At 62.7% G+C, this 19,229-nt stretch carries 22 protein-coding genes and 2 tRNA genes; 3 read left to right on the plus strand and 21 right to left on the minus strand.

The window, feature by feature from the left end:
* Positions 1–92: 92 nt before the first annotated feature.
* The 10 genes from LCM4577_RS13650 to LCM4577_RS13695 form a co-directional block, all read right to left on the minus strand.
* Positions 93–168: transfer RNA gene (locus LCM4577_RS13650), tRNA-Phe, on the minus strand.
* Between the two features lie 337 nt (positions 169–505).
* Positions 506–727: a DNA gyrase inhibitor YacG gene (gene yacG / locus LCM4577_RS13655; RefSeq protein ID WP_040989440.1), complete on the minus strand. Its 222-nt coding sequence runs from the start codon at positions 725–727 to the stop codon at positions 506–508.
* A 13-nt stretch (positions 728–740) separates the two neighbouring features.
* On the minus strand, positions 741–1,367 hold the full coding sequence (locus LCM4577_RS13660) for a Maf-like protein (RefSeq protein ID WP_040989438.1): 627 nt from the start codon (positions 1,365–1,367) through the stop codon (positions 741–743).
* A gap of 19 nt (positions 1,368–1,386) precedes the next feature.
* Positions 1,387–1,605, minus strand: coding sequence for a translation initiation factor IF-1 (gene infA / locus LCM4577_RS13665; RefSeq protein ID WP_006200926.1), 219 nt, complete (start codon positions 1,603–1,605; stop codon positions 1,387–1,389).
* A gap of 186 nt (positions 1,606–1,791) precedes the next feature.
* Positions 1,792–2,241, minus strand: a complete 450-nt coding sequence (locus tag LCM4577_RS13670; RefSeq protein WP_274535005.1) for a low molecular weight phosphatase family protein — start codon at positions 2,239–2,241, stop codon at positions 1,792–1,794.
* 100 nt (positions 2,242–2,341) lie between these two features.
* Complete coding sequence (locus LCM4577_RS13675) at positions 2,342–2,827, minus strand: UPF0262 family protein (RefSeq protein ID WP_040989433.1); 486 nt, start codon at positions 2,825–2,827, stop codon at positions 2,342–2,344.
* A 2-nt stretch (positions 2,828–2,829) separates the two neighbouring features.
* Entirely contained in the window at positions 2,830–4,122 is a 1,293-nt protein-coding gene (hisD, locus tag LCM4577_RS13680) for a histidinol dehydrogenase (protein ID WP_071071697.1), read from the minus strand.
* Between the two features lie 5 nt (positions 4,123–4,127).
* Complete coding sequence (locus LCM4577_RS13685; RefSeq protein ID WP_041008750.1) at positions 4,128–4,562, minus strand: DUF2948 family protein; 435 nt, start codon at positions 4,560–4,562, stop codon at positions 4,128–4,130.
* A 333-nt stretch (positions 4,563–4,895) separates the two neighbouring features.
* Positions 4,896–6,188, minus strand: a complete 1,293-nt coding sequence (gene murA, locus LCM4577_RS13690; protein ID WP_071071699.1) for a UDP-N-acetylglucosamine 1-carboxyvinyltransferase — start codon at positions 6,186–6,188, stop codon at positions 4,896–4,898.
* Positions 6,189–6,326: 138 nt separating this feature from the next.
* Positions 6,327–6,503 carry a hypothetical protein gene (locus tag LCM4577_RS13695; RefSeq protein ID WP_198541043.1) on the minus strand — a complete coding sequence of 59 codons (177 nt, stop codon included), beginning with the start codon at positions 6,501–6,503 and terminating at the stop codon, positions 6,327–6,329.
* A 330-nt stretch (positions 6,504–6,833) separates the two neighbouring features.
* Between LCM4577_RS13695 and LCM4577_RS13700 the strand changes: the two genes are divergently transcribed.
* Both LCM4577_RS13700 and LCM4577_RS13705 read left to right on the plus strand, forming a co-directional pair.
* Positions 6,834–6,908: transfer RNA gene (locus LCM4577_RS13700), tRNA-Thr, on the plus strand.
* Positions 6,909–7,081: 173 nt separating this feature from the next.
* Entirely contained in the window at positions 7,082–8,539 is a 1,458-nt protein-coding gene (locus tag LCM4577_RS13705; RefSeq protein WP_198541045.1) for an NAD-dependent succinate-semialdehyde dehydrogenase, read from the plus strand.
* 84 nt (positions 8,540–8,623) lie between these two features.
* Here the strand turns inward: LCM4577_RS13705 and LCM4577_RS13710 are convergent, their stop codons facing one another.
* Both LCM4577_RS13710 and LCM4577_RS13715 read right to left on the minus strand, forming a co-directional pair.
* Complete coding sequence (locus LCM4577_RS13710; RefSeq protein ID WP_244508317.1) at positions 8,624–9,370, minus strand: GGDEF domain-containing protein; 747 nt, start codon at positions 9,368–9,370, stop codon at positions 8,624–8,626.
* 231 nt (positions 9,371–9,601) lie between these two features.
* A complete protein-coding gene (locus LCM4577_RS13715; RefSeq protein WP_071071746.1) occupies positions 9,602–10,312 on the minus strand; it encodes a thermonuclease family protein in 711 nt (236 codons plus the stop codon).
* A gap of 150 nt (positions 10,313–10,462) precedes the next feature.
* On the opposite strand from LCM4577_RS13715, the gene LCM4577_RS13720 reads away from it, so the two are divergent.
* On the plus strand, positions 10,463–11,053 hold the full coding sequence (locus LCM4577_RS13720; RefSeq protein ID WP_244508318.1) for a hypothetical protein: 591 nt from the start codon (positions 10,463–10,465) through the stop codon (positions 11,051–11,053).
* Positions 11,054–11,083: 30 nt separating this feature from the next.
* On the opposite strand, the gene LCM4577_RS13725 is transcribed toward LCM4577_RS13720, so the two are convergent.
* From LCM4577_RS13725 to cpaB, 9 genes are all read right to left on the minus strand, one after another.
* The gene (locus LCM4577_RS13725; RefSeq protein WP_071071706.1) at positions 11,084–11,644 is read right to left on the minus strand and encodes a hypothetical protein; all 561 of its coding nucleotides are present in this window, start codon (positions 11,642–11,644) and stop codon (positions 11,084–11,086) included.
* Positions 11,641–12,216, minus strand: a complete 576-nt coding sequence (locus LCM4577_RS13730) for a L,D-transpeptidase (protein ID WP_071071708.1) — start codon at positions 12,214–12,216, stop codon at positions 11,641–11,643. The genes LCM4577_RS13725 and LCM4577_RS13730 overlap by 4 nt, the downstream gene beginning before the upstream one ends.
* Positions 12,203–13,366 carry an AAA family ATPase gene (locus LCM4577_RS13735; protein ID WP_071071710.1) on the minus strand — a complete coding sequence of 388 codons (1,164 nt, stop codon included), beginning with the start codon at positions 13,364–13,366 and terminating at the stop codon, positions 12,203–12,205. Before LCM4577_RS13735 ends, LCM4577_RS13730 begins: the two co-directional genes overlap by 14 nt.
* The gene (locus LCM4577_RS13740) at positions 13,363–13,965 is read right to left on the minus strand and encodes a TadE/TadG family type IV pilus assembly protein (RefSeq protein ID WP_244508319.1); all 603 of its coding nucleotides are present in this window, start codon (positions 13,963–13,965) and stop codon (positions 13,363–13,365) included. Before LCM4577_RS13740 ends, LCM4577_RS13735 begins: the two co-directional genes overlap by 4 nt.
* A gap of 41 nt (positions 13,966–14,006) precedes the next feature.
* On the minus strand, positions 14,007–14,537 hold the full coding sequence (locus tag LCM4577_RS13745) for a TadE/TadG family type IV pilus assembly protein (RefSeq protein ID WP_116390049.1): 531 nt from the start codon (positions 14,535–14,537) through the stop codon (positions 14,007–14,009).
* A 5-nt stretch (positions 14,538–14,542) separates the two neighbouring features.
* The gene (locus LCM4577_RS13750; RefSeq protein ID WP_071071714.1) at positions 14,543–16,120 is read right to left on the minus strand and encodes a TadE/TadG family type IV pilus assembly protein; all 1,578 of its coding nucleotides are present in this window, start codon (positions 16,118–16,120) and stop codon (positions 14,543–14,545) included.
* 68 nt (positions 16,121–16,188) lie between these two features.
* Complete coding sequence (locus tag LCM4577_RS13755) at positions 16,189–16,485, minus strand: hypothetical protein (RefSeq protein WP_071071716.1); 297 nt, start codon at positions 16,483–16,485, stop codon at positions 16,189–16,191.
* Positions 16,472–17,917, minus strand: a complete 1,446-nt coding sequence (locus LCM4577_RS13760; protein ID WP_071071718.1) for a type II and III secretion system protein family protein — start codon at positions 17,915–17,917, stop codon at positions 16,472–16,474. Before LCM4577_RS13760 ends, LCM4577_RS13755 begins: the two co-directional genes overlap by 14 nt.
* Before the next feature lie 54 nt (positions 17,918–17,971).
* A complete protein-coding gene (cpaB, locus tag LCM4577_RS13765) occupies positions 17,972–19,000 on the minus strand; it encodes a Flp pilus assembly protein CpaB (protein WP_071071720.1) in 1,029 nt (342 codons plus the stop codon).
* Positions 19,001–19,229 lie beyond the last annotated feature (229 nt).

Below are 19,229 nucleotides of genomic sequence, written 5' to 3' on the forward strand. Positions count from 1 at the left end.
TCTTTCGTGCCGAAAAGATGTGCAAAACCAGCCGTTTGCGGAGACTTAAGCGTAGATGGTTCGGTGAAAGGGAGCCTGGGGAGAAGAGGGAATGGTGCCCAGAGGCGGATTCGAACCACCGACACGCGGATTTTCAGTCCGCTGCTCTACCAACTGAGCTATCTGGGCCTGTGCCGGCTAACGGGATCGCCTGCCGGGTTTCACGAAGGCACCAGGCGGCGCCCCTTGAAAGCGCGTGGGTTATAGCACGGGTATCTTGGCTGTCCAGAGCAATTCCAGGAAAAGTGCGCAGCGGTTTTCCGCCCGGGAATTGCGCAAAAACAAGCGCAATTCCAGGAAAAGTGTGCAGCGGTTTTCCGCCCCGGAATTGCTGAAAAAACAAGTGCAATTCCCGGAAAAATGCGCAGGCTCTTTCCTGCTCCTGAGTTGCGTGAAAACAAGCACTTAGCTTAGGCGTCGGCTTTGTCGGGAAAGAAAAATCACTGTATTGAGCGGCAGCCGCCGCTCAATCCTCGTCCTTGGGCGAGGGACTTGGCTTGGGCGCGTCGTCCTCTTCCTCTTCCCCGTCACGGCCGGGGATGACATAGGCGCCTTTCAGCCAGCGATTGAGGTCGATGTCCTTGCAGCGCGCCGAGCAGAACGGATAATGCTCGCGCGCCGACGGTTTGCCGCATTCGGGGCAGGGCCGCTTCGGCCTCAGCGGCGTGACCTTGTCGCCCGAACTCATGTGTGGACGATGCTCATGGCCGCGCGACGTGCCAGTTCTTGTGCGCCTTGAAGCCTTCGCCGGAAAGCAGCGCCACGCTCTCGTAGAGCGGCAGGCCGACCACATTGGTATAGGAGCCGACCAGCTTGACGACGAAGGAGCCGGCCAGGCCCTGTACCGCATAGCCGCCGGCCTTGCCGCGCCATTCGCCCGAGGCGACATAGGCGTCGATCTCCTCGCGCGGCAGCCGCTTGAAGCGAACCCTGGTCTCCACCAGCCGCTGGCGCAGCTTGCCGCCGGGCGTGATCAGGCAGATGCCGGAATAGACCCGGTGCGAGCGGCCGGAAAGCAGGCCGAGGCAGTTGATGGCGTCGTCGATCGTCTCGGCCTTGGGCAGGATGCGCCGCCCCACCGCCACCACCGTGTCGGCGGCGAGGATGAAGGCGGGCGCATAGTCTTCCTCGCTTTTCAGCGAGGCCAGCGCCTTCTCGGCCTTGTCCTTGCAAAGACGCTTGGCCAGCGAGCGCGGATGCTCGGCGCGCAGCGGCGTCTCATCGACATCGGCGGGCAGAATACGGTCCGGCTCGATGCCGGCCTGCTGCAAGAGTTCGATGCGGCGCGGCGAACCCGAGGCAAGCACGAGCTTCTGCAGGGTGCTCATCGCGCTTGACGCCGATTTGCTATTTGAAACGGTAGGTGATGCGGCCCTTGGTCAGGTCGTAAGGCGTCATCTCGACCAGGACCTTGTCGCCGGTCAGCACGCGGATGCGGTTCTTGCGCATGCGGCCGGCCGTATGGGCGATGATCTCGTGCTCGTTTTCGAGCTTCACCCTGAACATCGCATTGGGCAACAGTTCCGTGACCACGCCCGGAAATTCGAGGACTTCTTCCTTCGGCATTCGATACCTTTGCTTGGATTGCGCTCCGGCGCCTAGAGCATGATGCCGAAGCGGTTTTCGGACGACATCATGCTCTACTCTTGATCTGGAGTCGGATGATTTCGGGTCGAACAGACCCGAAATCATCCGACTCCAGCCGGAATTTGCGGCGGAACCTATATGATAATCGCGCGCTTGTGAACATGCTTAATCGGCCGGGTTTTTTGCTTCAGGAAGCAAGAAACGCCGGCTTATGCGCGCTTTCAGCCGCTCGCGCACATCGCGGTAGGCGGCCATGATGTGCTCGCGCGTCCCGCCTGTGTCGGTCGGGTCGGGCATCGGCCAGTATTCGACCTCGACGGCGAGCGAGCGGGTGAGCTCGAGCGCCGCATGGTGCGCCTCCRGCGCCAGCGTCACGATCAGGTCGAAATAATCGTCCTCCATATCCTCCAGCGTCCTGGGTTGGCGCTCGCCAAGCGAAAGGCCTTCTTCGGCGAGCACCGCATCGACGAACGGGTCGCGCTCGCCGGCGCGCACGCCGGCCGAGGCGACGAAGGTGGTGGCGGGCAGCATGCGGCGCGCCAATTGTTCGGCGATCGGCGAGCGCACGGCATTCATGCCGCACAAAAACAGGATCGAATGGGGCAGGGCGGCCACTAGAGCATGATCCCGAAAAGTGGGAACCGGTTTTCGGAAAAGATCATGCTCCAACAAAGAGTTAGATCAGGATGGCGATTCAACGAAACGTCATCCTGATCTAGCCCCGCCAGTGCAGCACGCAGACCAGCGTGAACAGCCGTCGCGCCGTGTCGAAGTCGATCTCGATCTTGCCGGCGAGCCGGTCCATCAGGGTTTGCGAGCCCTCATTGTGCAGGCCGCGCCTGCCCATGTCGATCGCCTCGATATGGCTCGGCGTCGAGGAGCGGATGGCCTCGTAATAGCTTTCGCAGATCAGGTAATAGTCCTTGACGATGCGCCTCAGCGGCGTCAGCGACAGGATGTGGGTGACCACCTCGGCGCCGTTCTCGCGGCTGACGGCGAAGACCAGGCGGGACTCGGCCAGCGAAAGCTTGAGCCTGTAAGGGCCCGCGCCGTCGTCGTTGACCGGCCGGAAACTGTTCTCCTCGATGAGGTCGAAGATCGCCACGGCCCGCTCGTGCTCGACGTCGGGCGTCGAACGTCCGATCGATTCGTCGAGCTCGACGTCGATCAGCCTGTCGCGGGTTTGGTTGTGGCCGGACATCGCTACATGTTCAACCTGATCGCGACGGAGCGGGCATGCGCGTCGAGCCCTTCGGCCTTGGCGAGCGCGATCGCGGCGGGCGCCAGCGCCTTGAGCTGCTCCGGCCCGAGCTTCAGGATCGAGCTGCGCTTGACGAAATCGAGCACCGATAGCCCGGAGGAAAAGCGCGCCGAGCGTGCCGTCGGCAGAACGTGGTTGGAGCCGCCGACATAGTCGCCGATGACTTCGGGCGTGTGTCGGCCGATGAACACGGCGCCCGCGTTGCGCATCCTGTCAAGGAATGCCTCGGCATCGTCGAAGGCAAGCTCGACATGCTCGGCCGCGATCCTGTCGACCAGCGGCAGCGAGGCCTCGATCGTCGGCACCAGGATGACCGCGCCGAAATCGCGCCAACTGGCGGCCGCCGTCTCGCCGCGCGGCAGAACCTTGAGCTGGCGTTCGACCGCCTGCTCGACGGCCCTGCCGAAGTCTGCATCGTCGGTGATCAGGATCGACTGCGCCGAGACGTCATGCTCGGCCTGCGCCAAAAGGTCGGCGGCGATCCAGTCCGGATCGTTGTCGGCATCGGCCACCACCAGCACTTCCGACGGGCCGGCGATCATGTCGATGCCGACCGTGCCGAACACCTGGCGCTTGGCCGCCGCGACATAGGCATTGCCCGGCCCGACGATCTTGGCGACCGGCCTGATTGTCTCGGTGCCATAGGCAAGCGCCGCAACGGCCTGCGCGCCGCCGACGCGGTAGATTTCCGAAACGCCGGCAAGGTCGGCGGCCACCAGCACCAGCGGATTGATGACGCCGCCCGAGGCCGGCACGACGATGACGATGCGCTCGACGCCGGCGACCCTGGCCGGCACGGCGTTCATCAGCACCGAGCTCGGATAGCTCGCCGTGCCGCCCGGCACGTAAAGGCCGACGGCTTCGATCGCCGTCCAGCGCGAGCCGAGCTCGACGCCGGCGGCATCCGTGTAGCGGTCGTCCTTCGGCTTCTGCCGCTCATGATGCGAACGGATACGGTCGCGCGCGAATTTGAGCGCCTCGACGGTCGCCGGATCGGCCGTTTCATAGGCCTTGGCGATGTCGTTCTTCGACACGGCGATGCCGAGCGCGCCGACATCGGCCTTGTCGAACTTCAGCGTGTAGTCGATCAGCGCCTTGTCGCCTTCGGCGCGCACGCGGGCGACGATATCGCGCACCACGGCCTCGACATCGGCCGAAACCTCGCGCTTGGTGGTGAGGAAGGCCGAAAAGCGCTGCTCGAAATCGGCGTCCTGCTGACGGAGTGTGATGGCCATTGCGTTTAGCCTCTGTGCACGGGGCGCGAGGAGGCTTCCCAGGAGCCGCCGACATCGGCAAGCCGCGCCTCGACGCATTCGACGTCGAGCATGATGGTGCCGCCGCCCGAAAACACCAATTCGACGATGCCGGCCGGCTTGCTGATGGCGATGAAGCTGACCGCCAGCAGCGACAGCACCTCGGCCGGCTTGTCGCGAGGGATGCCGCTGGTCTTGGCGCCGAGCACGCGGTCGAAATGCAGAACGCTCTGCCGCCGTTCATTGTGCTGACGGAACAGACCGGATTTCGCCTCCCAGACGAAACGGTTCATGGTCAGCACGAAGCGCTTGGCCGCCGGCAGGTATTCGAGGTCGGAGACCTTCATCACGGCGTCCTGGACATGCGCCGAGACGATGCTCAGATCCTGTTCGTCGAGCGCGATGAGCTTGAGAGCTGCCATGCGGAATGCGCACCTGAAGGTTGGTTTCAGCCTCTGTTATGCGGTCTTTCCGGTCCGTGCAACCTCGGCACGGACACAGCAGAAGGCAATCACGTCAGGTCCGCGCTGCCCTCATCGCCCTGCCGGGCACTTCTCCCCGTATAGTGACGGGGAGAAGGAGCGATTTCGCCAATCGCAAACGGCGCAGGAAGGGCGCCAAGTCTGCAGTCACGGCCTTCTCTCCGTTTACCGGGGGAAGGTGCCCGAAGGGTGGATAAGGGGCTGCGCCGACCTGAGCCTTGGGCTCCAGCAGGGGAAGATCGCTCCTATTCGCAAGGCCTGCCTTGCGATCACTCAGCCCGAAATGCGCTCGATCACCGCGCCGCAGCCGGAGAGCTTCTCTTCCAGCCGCTCGAAGCCGCGGTCGAGATGGTAAACGCGGTTGACCGTGGTCTCGCCCTCGGCCGCAAGGCCGGCGATGACAAGCGACACCGAGGCGCGCAGGTCGGTCGCCATCACGGGAGCGCCCTTGAGCTTGGCGACGCCGTCGACGATCGCCGTCTGGCCGGAAAGCGTGATGTGGGCGCCGAGGCGCGCGAGTTCCTGAACGTGCATGAAGCGGTTCTCGAAGATCGTCTCGGTGATGCGCGACTTGCCTTTGGCCATCGTCATCAGACCGATGAACTGCGCTTGCAGGTCGGTGGGGAAGGCGGGGAAGGGGGCGGTGGTCACGTCGACCGGCGCAATGCCGGCGCCGTTGCGCTTGACGCGGATGCCCTCATTGGTCGGCGTGATCTCGGCGCCGGTCTCGACGAGAACGTCGAGCGCCGTCTGCAACAGGTCGGGCCGCGCGCCTTCCAGCATCACGTCGCCGCCTGTCATCGCCACCGCCATGGCATAGGTGCCGGTCTCGATGCGGTCCGGAATGACGCGCACGCGAGCGCCAGAAAGCGCCTCGACGCCCTGGATGGTGATGGTCGAGGTGCCGGCGCCGTGGATCTTGGCGCCCATGGCGATCAGGCACTCGGCGAGATTGACGATTTCCGGCTCGCGCGCGGCATTTTCCAGCACCGTCTCGCCCTTGGCGAGCGAGGCCGCCATCATCAGCACGTGGGTGGCGCCGACCGACACTTTCGGAAACACGTAGCGATTGCCGTGGAGGCGGCCGTTCCGGGTCTTGGCCACGACATAGCCGTTGTCGACGTCGAGCTCGGCGTCCAGTGCCTGCAGACCTTCGAGGAACAGATCGACCGGGCGCGTGCCGATGGCGCAGCCGCCGGGCAGCGACACCTTGGCCTCGCCCATGCGGGCAAGCAGCGGGCCGATCACCCAGAAAGAGGCGCGCATCTTCGACACCAGCTCGTAAGGCGCGGTGGTGTCCACGATGTTGCGGGCCGAAAAATTGACCGTGCGCGAATAGCCTTTCTGTTGGCTCTCGCGCCGTCCGTTGACGGAATAATCGACGCCGTGATTGCCCAGGATGCGGATCAACTGCTCGACATCGGCCAGATGCGGCACGTTTTCGAGCGTCAGCGTGTCGTCGGTGAGCAGCGAGGCGATCATCAGCGGCAATGCCGCGTTCTTGGCGCCCGAGATCGGAATGGTACCGGCCAGCTCGTTGCCGCCGACAATTCTGATGCGATCCATAAGAAATGTCCCCTCGGCCCGAACAGGCCGCTTCAATCGGTTGAGTATGCCCGGCTTAGACCATTGGCCGGCTTGGTTCAAGAAATAGGATTTTCCTAAAACCGGACCGACTATGGCCGGGCAGTATGGCTGATTTGGTCAGTCCTTGTGCATTTTTCCAGCAGCCGGCAAGCCTTCCGACCGGTGATCGGCATCGCCCGCGCGCCGCGACCGCGTCTGYGCCTTGCGCTTCTGCAGATTGGCGCGCAACGCCTCGGCCAGCCGTTCCTTGCGCGCGGCTTCACCTTTTTTCGGTGGATTTGTCTTCTCGCCCATCGTTCAATCCCTGACCGGTGGTCAGCCGGCTGCGATTCCGCAATGGGTAGCATTTTGGCCTGGCGATGTCATGAAAGCAGCCGGCCGGGCGGATTTAAAGCATGTCTCCCAAAACTGGGAACCGGTTTCGGGATAAAGACATGCGCAAAAATCAAAAACCTAAAGCGTATGGAGCGAGTCTGAAGGATCGCGACGCGCTTTAGGGCTGTGGATCAGCCGCGCATGCCGCTTCGAGCCGCATAATTGCTGGCAAGAATAGCGTGCGACGCTTTGGGTTTTTCTTGGCCTTGCGCTTGCCGGTTCGATATGGCAGAAGCGCCGCCATCGCAGGCTGCGGTAGCTCAGTGGTAGAGCACTCCCTTGGTAAGGGAGAGGTCGAGAGTTCAATCCTCTCTCGCAGCACCAGCTTTCCCAACGCGATCTCAGCCGCGCCGCACCCGATGCCCGTCGAGGACGCAGGGTGGGTCTACCGCCATCCTTCCCAGGCCCTATGAAACCGGCGCCTGCGCAATACATGGTGGTGTTTCCGACACGCCAGCCTGACGAGAAGGAAAGCGGTATTGCCCCTGCGCCTGCCGATGACCCGCCATTTGAAATCCCCCGACCTGTTCGGCGCGATCGACCGTGTGCCGGCGCTGGGCGCGCCGGCTGGCGGACGCACCTTTGAGGTCTTCAATCCATCGACCGGCGAGCTGTTGGCGGAACTTCCCGACATGGGCGTCGCGGAGACGCGCGCGGCGATCGACAAGGCCTATGCCGCCCAGGCCGAATGGGCGGCGCTGACCGCTCGGGAGCGCAGCGAAATGCTGTGGCAGTGGCACCAGCTGATCGTCACCCATACCGACGACCTTGCCGCAATTCTCACCGCCGAGATGGGCAAGCCGCTTGCCGAAGCCAGATCGGAAGTCTCGCATGCGGCCGCTTATCTGCAATGGTACGCCGAAGAGGCCAACCGTATCTATGGCGAGACGATCTCGGCGCCCTCGACGGACCGCCGCATGCTGGTGATCAAGCAGCCCATCGGCGTCGTCGGCACGATCACGCCGTGGAATTTTCCCGCATCGATGGTGGCGCGCAAGATCTCGCCGGCGCTGGCGGCGGGCTGCGCGATCGTGCTGAAGCCTGCCGAGCAGACGCCGCTGGTCGCAGGCGCCATGTTCGCGCTCGCCGCCGAGGCCGGCTTTCCCGACGGCGTGGTGAACCTTGTCTATGCCGCGGAGGGCGCCGCCGTGGGACGTGAGCTCTGCCACAATCCCAAGGTGCGCAAGATCAGCTTCACCGGATCGACCGAAGTCGGGCGCCTGCTCATGCGCCAGTGCTCGGACCAGATCAAGAAGGTCAGCCTAGAGCTGGGCGGCAATGCGCCTTTCATCGTCTTCGACGACGCCGACATCGACGCTGCCGTGGACGGGGCGATCCAGGCGAAGTTCCGCAATGCCGGCCAGACTTGCGTTTCCGCCAACCGCCTCTACGTGCAATCGGGCGTTCATGACGAGTTCGTCGATAAATTCGTCGAACGGGTTCGCCAGCTTCGGGTCGGTGACGGTTTCGATCCGGGCGTCGCCATCGGCCCGCTGATCGACGGCCACGCCTTGGCCAAGATCGAATCCCACATCGCCGATGCCGTGGGAAAAGGCGGCGCGATCCGCTGCGGCGGAGGTAGGATTGGCGCGGGCGGCACTTTTTTCCAACCTACGGTCCTTACCGATATCTCCAGCGCCATGACGGTGGCGCAGGAGGAGACATTCGGGCCATTGGCCCCCGTCTTCCGCTTCGAGGATGCGGATCAGGTCGTGCGTGAGGCCAACGACACGATCTACGGTCTCGCCGCCTATTTTTATGCCTCCAACCTGAAGCGGGTCTGGCGTGTGGCGGAGGCCCTCGAATATGGCATGGTGGGTATCAACACCGGACGCATGTCCTCGGAGGCCGCGCCTTTCGGCGGGGTCAAGCAGTCAGGCATCGGGCGGGAGGGGTCCCGGCACGGCCTCGAGGACTACCTCGAGATGAAGTATCTCTGCATGGGCGGTATCTGAGGCATAAACGGCCAGGCCTGCTTTTGAAGAACGATGCGCCGCGGCGTTGTCGCTCGCGCAGGTCATCGGGTTCCGTTCGCCGGCTCAGTTGGTGACATGCGACAGCCGAAGACCGGATTCATCCAGGGCTTCGGCCATGCCTTCCTCCGCGAAACGGAACATGTCCTCGAAATCCAGCTCACGCTCGAAGATTACGCCGCCGACTTTGATCGCAAGCACGTCCTTGTCGCCTTTCGGCGCGAAATAGATCTCGCCGACCGTGCCGCGAATGCGCTCGCCGATGTCCTTGGCGTCCGCTTCGCTCGCGCCCGGCAGGAAGACGCCGAACATCGAGGTTCCGAGCCGTCCGATCAGATCGTCCTTGCGCACTGCCGATCGGATGGCCGATGCGATCAGCCGCAAGGCTTCGTCGCCCCATTCGAGGCCGAAACGCAGGTTGATCGATGCCAGATGTTCCGGATGGATGACCAGAAAGGCGCCCGAGCGCGGACCGGCCGGTCTCTGCGCCCTCCTGTCGACCATCGAGGTGAACACCTTGCCGTTCAGGCAGCCGGTCAACTGGTCATAGGTGCCGGACCTGGTGAGTTCCTGCCGGTAGCGGCGGATCTCGCTCTGCTGCCAGCCGATGAGGGCAAACAGCGGCAGACCGATGATGATCGGCACGACGATTGCCGTAACGGCCCCGCGGCCGAATGGCGTCAGGCTGTCGCTGAAAAGCAGCAGGTAGTTCAGCGCGAGCGAAAGGCCGACGCAGGCGGCGGTGCCAAGCACGGCCAGCAAGACGAGCTGCTTCCACGTTTGAGCCGGCGCGGTCGGTGTTTTCGTGGTCAAGGGCCAATCTCCTGTTCGACGCATCGGCTTACAGGAGGTCCGTTACGATTTCGGTGTCAGGGAAGCGTACAATTTGATGCAAGTCGGCGTCTTCTCCAAGGCAAGCGCTGGATCCGGCACACAGGCTGCCGTTGGACCGGTCCAGTTTTTAGATGTGCTGAACTGTCCAGACCATTCTGCTTTCACGCAGGTTCGAGACGGAACCGCCCCGCCGACTTTCCCGCGGCTGCGCTATTGCGGTGGGCCGAAAATGCCCATCCGGGCGTTTCTCGCCACCGCTTCCGCCTTGCCGTAAATGCCGGCGGGAGCGGCCATCGCCCAGCCGTTGGAAACCAGCCAGGCGCCGACATCTTGCTTGCCGAGGGCGCAGGGCGCGGCGATGGCGAAACGGTCGGCATCCGGCGGCAGCAGGCATTTGAGCGCCCGGCCGCGCAGCCAGGCGTTGAAGGCGGCCCGCGCCCGCTGGCCGCAGGGCCAGGCGGTGTTGTCGAACGTGCAGGTCCTGTCGGGGTCTATGTCGACCGTGCCGCTGACGGCGACCGTGCGTCCCATGGCTTCGAAGACCGCCGAGGAGGTCGCGACCGGGCGGAAGAGCAGCGTCTCACGCCAATCCTGCGGCATCGGCGTCTTTGGCGCCGTTGCAAGCCCGAGTTCGCCGAGCGGAGGGCGTGGCTCGATGCGCTCGATCCCGGATGGGTCGAGCGGCGGCGGCGCGATGAGGTCCTCGGCGATCTTGCGCGCCGGCTGGCCCGGTCGACTGTCATGCATCGGGGTAGGCGAGGCCGGCTCCGGGTCGCCGGCGCCCTGGACCGGCGCGATCGAAGGCGGGTCGGGCGGCAGCCGGCGCCCGCCCTCGGCGATCAGCACCATGCCTGCGAGCAGCCCGAGGCTGCCGAGCGCAAACGCCAGCAACGGCCGACTGGGCGGGCTCGCCTGGCTCACGCGGCACTCCGCGGCATCGGACCGGCTGTCGATGATGCTGTCCGAGCCCAACCCGTTAGCTCCCGCCGACACGGCGCCACCCCCGACCGTTGAACCGGATCATACATTAGACACGAGCGACATTCCTTGAAAAGCAAGGCGTTGCGTTAAGTGTCGCGCAACCAATGCCGCCTAGAATCGGCCATCGGATGTCGAGGGGATGACATGATGCGCAAGCCGATACTGCTTTTTGCCTTTCCTGCCCTGATGCTGCTTCTGCTGGCGGCGGAGCGGATGGCGGCGCTGCTTCTCGGCTTCTATCCGGCGAGCCCCGCCGTGTGGCATGCCTGGCTCGAACTGCGCCCGTTCTCGACCATGTTCTGGCAGCAGGTGCATGTCTACTTCGGCGGATCGATGGCCGTCGATGCGGCCATCATTGTCTTTACGGCGGGCCTCTGCTGGATGGCCAGCCGTTCGAAATGGTCCGGGGGTTTCTTCCTCGCCAATCACGCTGCAATGATTTTTGCTGGGCTCATGATGGCGCTGAGCAGCAGTGCGGAAACGGCGAGCACCATTGCCGCCTTCGTCACGCCTCATGGCCTTCAGTTCTCGGTGATGGTCGACCTAAGCTTGCAGAACTGCCTGGTGCTGTGCCTCGGCCTCGCCGCCTGCGCCTATTGCCACGTCGCTTTCTTGCGCGAGGCAAAGCTTCGCGCCGAAGCCCGCTCGATCCGTATGCTGGCGCTGCAGCGCGATCTGTAAACCATCCGGCCCGGGCGGTGGCCCGCGCGATCAGTTGATCTTCTTGTAATAGACCTTGCCGTCGGGCTGCTGGATGCGCTGATAGGACGGATTGGGGCCGGGAGGCGCGACCTTGCGCCTGAACGAAGGTTGCGCGGCGGCGGGATCGGCGCCGCTTTCATCGGCTGCGGACGCATCCGCCACGGTGGCGGTGTCGAGCATGGCCGGCTCCGTCGCGCCGGGCGCCGGTTCGCCGGCGGYGACGGGCTGGCCTTGCTCCAGCTTGGCGATATTGCCGTTGATCTGGCCGAAATTCGCCTGCAACTGGCGGTCCAGCGTCTCGAACCGGCTCTGGAAACCGTTGTTGACGGTGTCGATGCGGACGCCGATGCGTTGCTCGAACTGGCCGAGCTGTTCCAGCCGCGCCTCCATCGTCTTGAGGTCGTTGACACCGCGATAGAGATAGACCGCGGCCGTCACGTTGACGGCGGTGACGAGCGCGGCACCCACCGCGATGACGCCGATCATCCTGGCTCGGCTGGGCTTTCCCGGAACGGCTTCCCGGTGACCGAGTTCGATTGCCGGAACGTCCGGCTCGCTGATCATCGTCATTCAACCACCACCTTTGCGCCCACCGCGACGCGCTTGAAGAGATCGATAACATCGGTGTTCGTCAGCCGGAAGCATCCGGACGTGCCGTCGAAACCGACGCCCTTGGGATCGTTGGTGCCATGGATGCGATAGAGCGTGTCGCGCCCGTCGCGCGAAAGATAAAGCGCCCTGGCGCCGAGCGGATTGTAAGGACCGGCCGGCACCATCGCCGGCAGTTCCGGCTGGCGCGCGCGCATCTCCTTGGGCGGACGCCATTCAGGCCATTCGGTCTTCGAGGCGATTTTGACCGTTCCGGTCCAGCCGAAGCCGTCGCGGCCGACGCTGATCTGGTAGCGCAGCGCCTTGCCCTGGCCCGTCACCAGATAGAGCGCCTTCTCGTTTTTGCGGATGACGATGGTGCCCGGCTGTTCGCTCGTCTGGAAGGCGACTGTCTTGCGCAGGCTTGGGCCCATGGCGGGCAGGGGAGGCAGGCTCGACCCGGCCATCGCCACGTCGCAGGCCGACACCAGCGTCAGCCCGGCGAGCCACGCGCCGGCCAGATGCATCGCGGCGCGGCGCCTAGCGCTGGGCATTGTCCAGCCGCTCCTTGAACATGCGTTTCAGGTCCTTGTTGAAGCGCGCGCGCCCATCCACCTCGGAGGGCAGGATGGCGCGGTTCAGCGCGTCGGCAAGAAGCGCGTTGTCCAGCGCCAGCGACTTGATGTGCGGCGCCTTGAAGATCTTCTCCAGCTCGCTGCGCGAGAAGTGGTTGCCGAACCATTTGCGCTTGTGCTTGTTGGCGACCAGCGTGATGCTGACCTTGTTGCCGCGCAATTCGCGGATCTTCTTGTAGAGGCGCTTGCCTTGCCTCAGCGAGGCGACGTTGAGCTCGAAGACGATGAAGATCTCGTCGCTCGTCCTGAGCACCGAATCGTGCCACGGCGTCTCGATGTTGGGCAGGTCGATGACGATGTCGTCGAAGCGGTAGGCGACGAGATCGAGCAGCCGGAAGACGAAGTCGGAACCCTGAGGCTCGAACGGCAGTTGCGGCCGCTCGAAGGAATAGAGCGTGAGGCCGGACGGCCGCGACAGTTTGATGACGTCCATGAGCTCGACATCGAGCCGGTCCGGCTGGCCGATGATGCCGGAAAGGTCGAACTGGTTGAACTGGTTGAGATAGGCGCCGCAATTGGCGCTCTGGAAATCGAGGTCGACGAGGCAGGTCGCGGCCGCCCGCTCGGCCGATTTCGAGGCGAGGTGCTCGGCCGCCGAGATCGCCAGCGTGGTGGCGCCGGCGCCGCCGCTCGCGGCGATGAAGGTGATGATGCGGCTCTTGGTGCCCTGGTTGCCGGTGTCGTGGAAGGTGACGGCGTTGAGCAACTCCTTGGCGTCGAGCGGCTTGTGCAGCCAGTCGGACGCGTTCATGCGCACCAGCACGCGCGTCTGCTCGGAGGTGAGCTCGTCGGAGATCGCGATCAGCGGCACCGAGGCCCAGGCGGCGCGCGCCTCGACGATTCCCGGATTGGCGAGCAGCTCGCCATTGCCGAGATCGAGGATGATGATGCCCGGCCGGCTGTCGGCGGGCGGCCCCTTCAGGAACTCCGCCGCGTCCGAGACCTTGACGTCATAGATCGCCAGCGCGTCGAGCCGCGTGGTGACGTCGCGCTTGAAATTGGGGTCGGCGGAAAACAGCGCCACCTGCTTTCGCTTGGTCGGGAGAACTCTGGTGTCGATGGCGTTCATGGCGATGTACTCTTTAAATCTTCACCCGTTACTGTACTCAGCATGGATGGCATCGTTTTATCTGCAAATCCAAGTAGCCCGCCCAGGAAGAAGAACTGGAAGGTAATGTTCTGCAAGCTTACGGTGATTGTCGGCACTGGACCGCCAAGACGCGTCTGATAGCCGAGGCCAGTGGCGGTGTAGGTCACCACGACATTGGAGCGCTGCAACCCAGGAAAAAACTGGCACATCCCCGGCCGTTGATTGGCTGCCAACCCCGGGCAGGCGTCGTCGTTGGTGAATGCTGTGTCGCCGCGGAAAATGCGGCTGAAAGCGGCGGCGTTGAAGATCGCGGAATTGCCATTGCAAGCGCCAGTGCTGCCGGAATATTTGCACTCGAACGAGTATGTTCCGGCCGTAATCGGGGCTCCTGGATTTGTACCTGGGTCGGCCGCTGCAAGCGTGGCTGTGTTAACGGCCGGGTCGGAGACGGAGGCGAGCCTCGCACCGATCTGCACCGCCTTGGTTGCTGCGTTCCACTGATAGAATGCGTAACCGAAATCGACGAAACCCAAGGTAAGAGTGAGCAGAAGCGTCATCGCGATGGCCATCTCGACCATCGTTGCTCCGTCTTCCGCTTGTAGGAATCGTTTCAGCATCATCAAAATCGGATCAACCGCTCCTGATGGCTGGCCCCAAGTGTGACGGTGGTGATGTTGAATAATGACAGCAGGCCAACGCTGTCCAGATTGCTGTAAGCGTAGGTGCCGGATGCCGTTACGATGCAAACCTGCGATGTCGTCGAGAGATAGAGGACCGTGCCAGTTGAATCGATAGCGTTCGTGCAGGTGGCCGAGTCGATCGTGACATCCGTCTTTTGCCAGCCAGGGATGCGTGAGGGTGCTGTCCCGTTCCAATTGCCGAAGACGGCGATGTTCTTGGCGCGATCGGCGCAGTCGATCGCTGTGAGCCCTGCATCCGTGTAGAGCTTGCTGTTACAGCGGGCGGCGAACCGCGCTCCGTCGGTGAGCCCAGCTTCCATCAACAACTTGTCATGAATCAGATTGCCGAATTCGAACACCCCTGCCGACAGCATCAGCATCAGCGGTGCCACCAGGCTCATCTCCACAAGGACGGTACCGCGCTGTTCGAAGCAAAAACGCTTAAAGGTTCGGGACAGCAGGTTCGACATTACCGTCACCGATAGAGCTGCGCTTCATCGCGCAGGAAGTTGTCGAGTGTACCCTGCCCCTCGCGTCCGCTGATGTCCACCAGCTCCACCATCACCGAGGCATCGGAGGAGGCCGATGCTACCGGCTCGGTCAGGAAGAAACTGGCGAAGGCTTCGACGGGGAGATTGGTACTGTTGCCGTTGAGATCGTAACCGGCAGCCTCAAGCGCATTGCAGTTCAACAAGGCACCATAAAGTAGGCGGCGATCGACGGTTGTTACAGGTGGCTGGCAGCCGCTAGCAGGCGTTCCAACCTCTCCGCCAGTTGACTGCACGCCGACCAGTGACTGAGCGGCAGTCGGTGGCGTCGACGGTAGGGTCCCATTCGCCAAAGCCGCACGTTCGTACTTATAGACCTCGTAGCGCGTCGGCGTGGTCGTATCCCAAGTACTGGGATATGACGCACTCCCAAAATTGGTCTGCCAATAGTTTCCAGGTCCAAGAAGCAGATAATCTCCGGCTCCCATGCGCCCGCCCATATACGGCGTCGTCTGATCTCTCGGAAGACCCTTATTGCCGGGCCCGTTGAACGTCAGCTGATTGTATTGCGGACACTGGCTCGAATTTCCATTGGATCTCACCCCTCCCTTGCGTACGTTTTCCGCCGGGCCGTATTCCGGGGTATCGAAATGGCCGCTGGCTGCAATCCCGAATCGGACATTGAAGGCATCCTGAACCGGCCCGGTGCTCTGGCCGGTCTTGGTGTTTACGCCCTGCGCCGAATAGCAGCCCAAGGGCTTCGAGGTGGCGATCGTTTGGGCCAGAGCCTGCGCGCCGTTACCGACGCCGTCCGGCGGCTGCAGGAAGCCAAAGTTGCCGGGGCCATAGGCGGAGCCGTTTCCGACCATCCGAAGTTCGATCAATCTGCGATGGACGGCCGGATCAGTTACGGCCTGCTCGAGCGTTACGCCGCCCGCCGTATTGGTGCCATTCACCATCTCATAGGGATTACACATGAACACAGGTGTGTAATTGCAAACACCCGATGTAAAACCCGCCACCGAGACAGCGGTAAGGTTATAGCTTTTATCGGTCGCATTTCCCGAGGACGAAACCGAGACCGGGAACATCGGCGTGAAGCCCTCCGGCTGGGCCCATACCTGGATGAAACGGGTCGTTATTGGCGACGCGGCATAGTTGGCCGACGTGATAGGATCGGAATCGTTCGTTGGAATACTTGCCAGGAAGCACCACGAAATTTGCCCTTTGGATCGGCAGGCAGGGTAGGTCGCGTCAACGGTGGTGGCTCCAGCGCCGGTGGTTAGCGAAACAGATCCACCGTCAGAGAACATTGTGCTATTGGATACCAGGTTAGTGAGAGCATTCTCGGCGCGCGTCCATGCGTCAGATCTGCCGCTCAATTCAGCAGCTGCAGCGAGTGCCAGGGCATCCGTGCCCTTCTGCAGGTCGTTGTCGAGATTGTTCATCCGGCTCATGTCGATCGCCAGGAGAGACAAGCCGATAATGGCTGGCAGCATGACACTGACTAGTATCAGCGCTATCCCACTCTGATCGTGCCAGAACGCGCGAATGGTCCGCAGCATGGCCTACCCCTTACCCCTTGGCGTCAGGCGCCTCGCATGCCCGATGCAACCGCTTCCCTTCCTTCAGTTCATTGTGTGCTCGTCCCCGACGGACCGACGTTGACCGTCATGTTCGTCGTCGGCGTGCCCGAGCTTGGTGGCAGCTTGTATTTCTGAACGACGCCGACGGACCGGGCCCCGTCGCCTTCGATCTTTGTGTTGTTCGAAGCCGGGTTGTACGGATCGACCGTCTGCAGCAGCTGGTTGGCTTTCTGCGAGTCGCCCGATGCCAGCGTCATCGTGTCGTAATTGTGCAGATAGTCGGCCGCGCAACCCGCAAGCAGGCTGGTGCCGAGAAGAGTGAGCAGAAGCTTACTTCTTGACATAGACCAGCTTGTCCTTCGATTTCACATCCAGCATGTGGCCATAGGGCCCGGTGACGCCGTCGCCATGCTCGTACATGCGGATCATGTCCTTATTAACCTCGAGTTGTCCGAGCAGCATGAGTTCCGGATCGTTGGYCGGTTTGGTCTTGTCGAAAGGCGTTGCCAGCTGCTCGCCGGGCCTCACCGGCCGCACGAGATGCGGCGTCACGATGACCACAAGCTCGGTTTCTTCCTTCGCCGTGCTCGAATTGTGGAACAGCGCCCCGATGATCGGCACCTGGCCGATCCATGGCACCTGGTCTTGCTGTATGGTGTTCTTGCTGGAGAGCAGGCCGCCGACCGCGAAGCTCTGGCCGTCGCGCAGGTCCACCACGGTTGACAGTTTGCGGTTGGTGAAGATCGGATCGCCGGCGCTGGTGAAACCGGTAAGGTCACTGACTTCCGGTGCCAGTTTGATGTGGATCTTGCCATCGTCGAGCACGACTGGCGTGAAGTTGAGGTTCACACCGAACTGCTTGAAGACAATCTCGACTTCGCCTTGGGCGTTGACGCTTCGCACCGGCACTTCGCCACCGGCATTGAAGCTGGCTGTCTCGCCGGACACCGTGGTGAGGTTCGGTTCGGCCAGCGTGCGCACGACGCCTTTTGTTTCCAACGCCTGGATGATGAGGTCGACTTTGACGTTGCTGTCGATAACGCGCGTTATCAATGCCGCAAATGGGCTCGATCCTGACAGAAGTCCGCTGATCAGATCGCCTGTTCCGAGCACGGTCCCGTCCTTGTCAACGGTCGCGTCGCCAGTCCCCCAAACTGTTTTGCCGCTTTTGGTCGAGCCCTTGAGCGACACTCCGAGATCGCGATCGGCATTACGCTTTGCTTCCAGGATACGCACCGAAAGATTGACTTGCTCGCTGTCGTCGATGGTGACGGCATTGATGATGGCGTCCGGCCCATATTGCTGCGTCACCTCGACGATCTGCGCCAATGTCGCAGCGTCCTTGACGTGCCCGCTCAGCCGCACCTTGCCGTTGATCGAACCGATTTCGATGCGTGCCCTCGGCGCCACCTGGCGGATCGCCGCCGCCATGTCGCTGACATCCTGGCCGACCTCGATCTGGATGGCGCCAAGCGAGCGCTTGTCCTCCGAAAACAGATTGACGGTGGTGGTGCCGACAGTCTTGCCGATGATGTAAAGCGTCTTGTCGGTCATCGGCTGCGCGTCGGCGATCTTCTCGTCGCCAACCACGATGTCGCCCAGCGTGGCGTTTACTTGGATAGTGGCCGATTGAGAAACCGGCACGAACACACGATGCAGCGACGGACGCGACACATCGATGAACCGGTCAGCCGCCCTGGCTGGGTGGCCAAACATCGCCGGTGCGACCGAAAAGAATAGCGCGACCGCCGCTATCCTGACCCATAACTTCTGCATTCCCCGTCTCCCCACAGCTGTCAGTCGACAGCCCCTCGCTTCGCCGCTCGGTTTCTAATGTTGTCGCGGTACGTCATAAGTTTCGAGCTTCACACCACGGAACACGCCGACCGTCGCGCGTGCCGGCGGTTCCGGCTGCACGTACTTAACGATTTCTCTTACTTCCGGCGTTGATGCCACGACGACAGGTGCGGGTTTAACCTTGCTCAACTCATCGATCTGGCTTCCAACCCGCTCCACGGCCTGAGCCAAGCCGTCTATCTTCTCGTTGGCGCGTTTGCGTTCTTCAGCGGCCGCAGCATCAGCTGCCTTCTGCCGGTCGAGTTCCGCCTGCCTGTTGGCGACATCTTCCGGCGTATCGCCGGTTAGATCGGCAACCGTCACGCGCTCCGTCGCTTCGCCCTTGTTGCCTGCCGCTTGCCGCAGCGCCAGGGATAATTGTCCCGCCCCGGCCGCCAGTGTCAGCTTCTGCGCATCCTTGGTGCTGACCTCCACAGTCACGGCCTTGACCACGGTCGGGCTGTCCTTGCTCTCATCCGCAACTTGGTCGACTGCAAGAACCTTGACGCTCTGCAATAGGACATCGACGAAACTCTTCGCGACGCCGCTATCGTTGGTCGTGCGTGTGAGGAGGATATCCACCCGGTCGCCGGGAAACACGAAGCCAGCGACACCCAGAACGTCGTTGACCCTGATAGAAACTGCTTTCATGCCTTCCGTAAGCACCGCTGAAAGCGTTGCGCGTTGACCGGCACCAGTGATCTTGCTGGCAAGTACCGGCTCATTGGTACTGATGGCTTGCAATGCTTGGCGCGTGCCGTTGCCGGCCAAGGCTTCCTTGATTGTCTTGAACGAGCCGGTCGGAACGGCGCCCGCCGGCCACGCAATCTCGCGCAGCTTGTTGTCGGCCAGCGTGTCACCGAACTTGAGAGGAACGGCCGCAACGACGACGGTGTCGCTCGGAACATCGTTGCCTCGTGCGAGCGCGTTGCGCTGGCTGGCCAGCCAGAAATTCGCGAGGACGACCGCAAGCATGCCGAAAACACAGGCGAGAACGATCATCACGATTGTATTGGCGCGCATAACCCCAAACCCCAAGCCAAACCCCGAGAAGGCCCAAAAGCATCGGTCGCGTCAGCCTACCGCGACCGATCAGGCCCGGACGTGTGGATCCGGGCCTGATTTACAAACGTTAGGTACCTGTGCCTGCTGCTGCATCGCAGGTGCCCTTGGTGGTAGACGTAAGGACGCCCTTGCCATCAAGAACACTGCAGAGGCCCGAAAAGCGCCCGGTCACCCAGCCGCCAATCGC

Source organism: Mesorhizobium sp. LCM 4577, from assembly GCF_001854795.2.
GTDB classification, from domain to species: Bacteria; Pseudomonadota; Alphaproteobacteria; order Rhizobiales; family Rhizobiaceae; genus Mesorhizobium; species Mesorhizobium plurifarium.